Annotated in this window: 7 protein-coding genes; 4 read left to right on the forward strand and 3 right to left on the reverse strand. The window is 52.7% G+C overall.

What is annotated here, in order from left to right; genetic code table 11:
- Positions 1-655, forward strand: a 655-nt coding sequence (locus ABJQ89_RS04860; RefSeq protein ID WP_348495139.1) for a MaoC/PaaZ C-terminal domain-containing protein, incomplete at its 5' end; no start/stop codon positions are given.
- 11 nt (positions 656-666) lie between these two features.
- Positions 667-1,272, forward strand: coding sequence for a 2-hydroxychromene-2-carboxylate isomerase (locus ABJQ89_RS04865; RefSeq protein WP_348495140.1), 606 nt, complete (start codon positions 667-669; stop codon positions 1,270-1,272).
- A 5-nt stretch (positions 1,273-1,277) separates the two neighbouring features.
- Here the strand turns inward: ABJQ89_RS04865 and ABJQ89_RS04870 are convergent, their stop codons facing one another.
- A complete protein-coding gene (locus ABJQ89_RS04870; protein WP_348495141.1) occupies positions 1,278-1,937 on the reverse strand; it encodes a hypothetical protein in 660 nt (219 codons plus the stop codon).
- A 241-nt stretch (positions 1,938-2,178) separates the two neighbouring features.
- Here ABJQ89_RS04870 and ABJQ89_RS04875 point away from each other — a divergent pair, with 241 nt between their 5' ends.
- Positions 2,179-2,400: a hypothetical protein gene (locus ABJQ89_RS04875; RefSeq protein ID WP_348495142.1), complete on the forward strand. Its 222-nt coding sequence runs from the start codon at positions 2,179-2,181 to the stop codon at positions 2,398-2,400.
- Between the two features lie 166 nt (positions 2,401-2,566).
- Positions 2,567-3,301, forward strand: a complete 735-nt coding sequence (locus ABJQ89_RS04880; protein WP_348495143.1) for a hypothetical protein — start codon at positions 2,567-2,569, stop codon at positions 3,299-3,301.
- Between the two features lie 6 nt (positions 3,302-3,307).
- Here the strand turns inward: ABJQ89_RS04880 and ABJQ89_RS04885 are convergent, their stop codons facing one another.
- Positions 3,308-4,036: an SDR family oxidoreductase gene (locus ABJQ89_RS04885; protein ID WP_348495144.1), complete on the reverse strand. Its 729-nt coding sequence runs from the start codon at positions 4,034-4,036 to the stop codon at positions 3,308-3,310.
- A gap of 491 nt (positions 4,037-4,527) precedes the next feature.
- Positions 4,528-4,821: fumarylacetoacetate hydrolase family protein (locus tag ABJQ89_RS04890; protein WP_348495145.1), on the reverse strand; the 294-nt coding region annotated here is incomplete at its 5' end.

Raw genomic sequence — 4,821 nt, forward strand, 5'->3', positions numbered from 1 at the left:
CGACAGCATGAAAGAAAGTACAGGCCACGGCTCCCCCCTGCCGCACATGGTCCACGGCGGACCGGGTCGCGCAGGTGGCGGTGAAGAGCTCGGCGGTGTGCGCGCAGTTCTGCATTACATGCAGCGCACAGCGATCCAAGGCAGCCCTGACATCCTCACCGCGATCAAAGGCACATGGACCGATGGTAGTGCGGAAATCCCCGCGCCTGCGCATCCTTTTACGCGCACATTCCACGAGCTTCATATCGGAGAAACCATCAATACCGAGAGCCGCGAAGTCACGATGGAAGACATCGAGCATTTCGCACATTTCACTGGCGACACCTTTTATGCCCACATGGACGAAGAAGCCGCCAAGCGGAACCCGTTCTTCCCTGGGCGCGTGGCCCATGGTTACCTTTTGCTCAGCTTCGCAGCGGGTCTGTTTGTAGAGCCGAATGAGGGTCCAGTGTTGGCCAACACTGGCCTTGATAATCTAAGTTTCATGAAACCCGTGCAAGCGGGCGATCATATCAGTGTGCGTCTCAGCGTGAAAAAGAAAACGCCGCGCAACGATGAATACGGCGAAGTGCGCTGGCATGTGACGCTCAGTAATCAGGACAAGGAGAAAGTCGCAGAGTACGAATTGCTGACGATGAACGCCTATTCCAACTAGGAGCAACACCCATGCAAGTTGATTTCTACTTCGATTTCTCCAGCCCCAACGCCTATCTCGCGCATAAACTCGTGCCCGCGATGGAGCAACGCACAGGCGTAGAAATCACCTATCAACCTGCTTTGCTTGGCGGTATTTTCAACGCGACAAACAACAAGTCTCCCATGGAAACCAATGCCCATGTGAGCAACAAGATCAAATATGATCAGCTTGAATTTGATCGGTTTGTGAAGAAAAGCGGTGCGACAAAGTTCCGTTTCAATCCCCATTTTCAACTGCGCACTGTCTTTATGATGCGCGCGGCAATCGCTGAAATGCACAAGGGCAACCTGCGTGCCTATGTGGACGCGGGCATGAAAATCGCATGGGAGGACGAGGTCAACGTCAACGATCCTGCCACAACCGCGGCGGCCTTATCCGCAGCGGGTTTCGACGGCGCGGCGCTTTGGGAAGCCAGCCAGACTGAAGCTATCAAAACAGAACTTTTCGAGCGCACCAACACCGCTGTTGAGCGCGGTGCCTTTGGCATGCCAACTTTCTTCGTCGGTGACGAAATGTTCTTCGGCAAAGACCGCATGGATCAGGTCGAGGAAGAAATCACCAAACAATCAGGCTAGTTCGGTCAGGCCGAACGCTCTGCCTGACCAATAGCTGTAAATCCAGCAGCATAGGCCTCGATATCGTCGATTGAGGCATCCCCTTCGACCGCATCCCATTGCTTTTTGTGGTGATCATCAGATTCAAGATCGGTGCGGAAGCTATCGTTTAGACGGTTAATCATATTGAACATCGCGCAGGCCATAGAAATTTCAACAATCTCAGCCTCCGTGAAGTTCGCTTTCATCTCTCCCCAAACCTCATTATCCCGCTGCGCAGTGTTCAGGGTCATCGCCTCAGACCAAGCAATCGCTGCGCGATCTCTGGCACTGAAGAGAGAACTGGTTTTGTAAGACCCGTCTAACATCGCTTCCAGCTCGGGTTCTGAAATGCCCAAACCCTGCCCAAAGACAGATGTATGCGTCATGCAATAGGTACAGGCGTTGGTCATAGACGTTTTGATGCAGGCCAAAGCGCGCAGACGTGGCTCACATGTTGCACCCAGATCAGGCTGGCGCACCGCTGCGACCATTCCACCAAACCAACGCGCGAGATAAGGGCTGTGGGTCGCTAAAATGCGCTGCAAATTTGCCGTGCGTCCGAGCAAACGATCGGATGCCTCGTACACATGCTTGGTCGTTCCTGTCGCTTCATCGTGGCTTTTGCCCGTCAATCGTTGAGACATTTCGCGCTCCCCTTTTCGTGTTAGCTGGCTGAATGCCGTTGAACTTACCGCCTGAAACCGCGTTTCGCCTACATAAGTTCTGATAAAAGACAGTCGCAAAAGTGATACCTCGCGGCCCTTAGAGCGCTTTGAGCCTTGCAAATTTTGCATAGGGGGTATCCGGTTTTAGCGGTGTTCATTTCGACGGATAGCCCCAAGTAAGTACTAAGCAAAAGACCTATCCAAGAACGGAGTTCTTCTAATGGCATACGCAAATATTGAACACGGCGCCTCAAACCTTCGCCAGCTGATTTCTGCACCATTTGTTGCACTTAACAACCTGATGGACAGTCTCGCAAACGCCAATGCAATGGCCCATGACGCTGAACAACTCGTCGACATGTCCGATGCACAATTGGCAGCCAAAGGGCTGACACGTGCAGAAGCAATCGAAGCTGTGTTTGCGAAACGCGCGGACAACTAAGCGCCCAAAACTCCCGATCAACGGTGCGTGCCTAACGGTGCGGACCGTCACCATGTGCCCAAATCCTCCCTGCACGCCAACTTGTCATTTGTCCCGATTGGGGCAAAAGTTTTGATCACGGGTGCGTTGGTGCCTGCATCAAAGGACACGCAAAGAGGGCGGCGCTATGAGTGAAGTGATCAAGGTGGAATGGTTCGATCTCGACGAGGGATCAAAGATCGAGACACTTGATTGGCTCCACAATAGCTACCTTCCCAAAGTGCAAGCCAGCGCTGGTGTCGGTTGGGTCGGTCATTACGACATCGTGCAATCCCCCACCAAAGGTTACATTGACGGTGCGCCAGAAAAGCATGAAACGACGGATCCAAACATTGCAACAGGTTGGCAAAATGTCATCTTAACAGCAGCGCTATCTTCGGAAGTTTTCTTTGGCCAAGACGCGCCACTTGATGCCATCGCTGAAAGCCATGCGCCCCAACTTAAGGCGCTCCAGAACTACCGCACGTCTGTCTACCTTGAAGAGCAGGTCGTCAATTCACCGGAGCAACGCACATCGCCCTATGGTATGGGACCCCCGCCCGCGATGCAATTTGGCCATTACAATACAAATACCCCAGAAGATGATATCGAACTGGCCCGCTGGTATCGCGGTGAACGGTTCTCGCGTGTTTCTGTCACGCCCGGCATGATCCGTGGTCGTAAACTGCTTTCGATTGCCGGTTGGGCCAAACATGGTGTGCTTTGGGAATTCGCCGACCTGCCCGAGGGCGATTATAGTTTTGAACATCGTTTCGTCGCTGCTGATCGCGATGACGAATGGCAGGGTCGCCATGTGCTAGAATATGTGACCCATTGCTACGGTAGTCCCAACGCGGGTCGCCTTATTTGGCCCAAGCGTTAAAGCGGCTCAAAGATCAAAGTTCGTCGGCATCATCACAACATCCCGGATCGTCATATGACGGGGCCGTGTGAGCATGAAGGCAATCACCTCTGCAACTTCAGCTGGCTCTAACAGGCTTCCTTCGCGCTTTGCCTCTTCCAGCTTCTCGGCGGGCCAATCTGCGATCAAGGCACTGGCAACAGGACCAGGTGAAATCGCACCAACACGAATGCCATGTTTAAACACCTGACGCCGCACGGTTTGTACAAAGCAATCAATCGCCCATTTAGACGCGGCATAAACAGGTTCCCAAGGGGTCGGATAATGTGCCGCGAGCGAGCTGGTGACGATAATGTCCCCTGCCCCGCGTTCGATCATCTGGGGCAAAACATCATGCACGTTCTTCATAACGACATTCACATTCAGGTTCATCATTCGATCAATCGCGGTTGTATCCGCATCGACCAAATCACCACCAACATAAGTCCCAGCATTCGCATGGAAAATATCAACCTGTCCGACCAGTGCATCAATGCGGTTAACCATCGCCGCACATGCCAAGGGATCAAGTAGATCGATCTCAAGGACCTCAACCTTAGAGCCAAGCCTTTGTTTTGCGTGCTCTAACGCTTCCGCATCGCGGTCTATCATCACAACGCGCGCGCCGAGTTCCAGCATCGCTTCAACACTTGCCAGTCCAATTCCAGAAGCTGCACCTGTAACAGCGGCGACTTTTCCGTGAAGTTTACCCGTCATGGCATCCAACTTTCATTTCTTATTGCCTCGCCACACTAGCCCAACTGCTCAAAGTCTTGAACAATATTTCAAAGCAAATCACACGCGTGAAACACAGCTTAGCACCTTAATTTCATTGCTTTAAATCGCGTGTCTCAGAATTCATCAGGCTACCTAAGCCTAGCAAAACCTCACAGCTACTGCTCCTTTCGTGAGCATCTGTGCAGTGATCACTGCGACATTCTGTCCTAGAGTTAGGAAAGCTGCAGCATCCCGCCGCGGCACGCACCGCGACCCAATTCCGGGTCGCCGGAAAGGAGAAACTAACATGGCACGTATAATCGTACCCACAATAACCGCTTTTGTATCCCTGATGACTGTCTGGGCTGTCACAGCTTCTGTCATCGCGTAACAATTGGGGTCGCGCCTTGGGAGTATATCCCTCAGGCGCCACCCCTCTATGCATCAATGGCAATCAAACCGCACAAATTTGCGCATATCACCAACCGAGCTTATTCAGGATCGGTCAGTGTCAATTCAACAGGCGCCAGACCTTCGATCTCACCACGCAGCACATCGCCAGCTTGAACAGCGCCAACACCAGCAGGCGTACCTGTCATGATCACATCGCCAGGAACAAGGTGATAGAACTTGGACAGATCCGCAATCACTGCAGGTACGGAATGGATCAGATCAGCGACGCTCGCGTCCTGACGCAGCTCACCATTCACAGATAGGCTGAGGCGTTGATCTTTCAGGTCACCAAAATCAACAGCTTTGCTAGCCTCTGCAAAAATGGCCGCGGC

The sequence above is a fragment of the Planktotalea sp. genome (assembly GCF_039984035.1).
GTDB lineage: Bacteria > Pseudomonadota > Alphaproteobacteria > Rhodobacterales > Rhodobacteraceae > Planktotalea.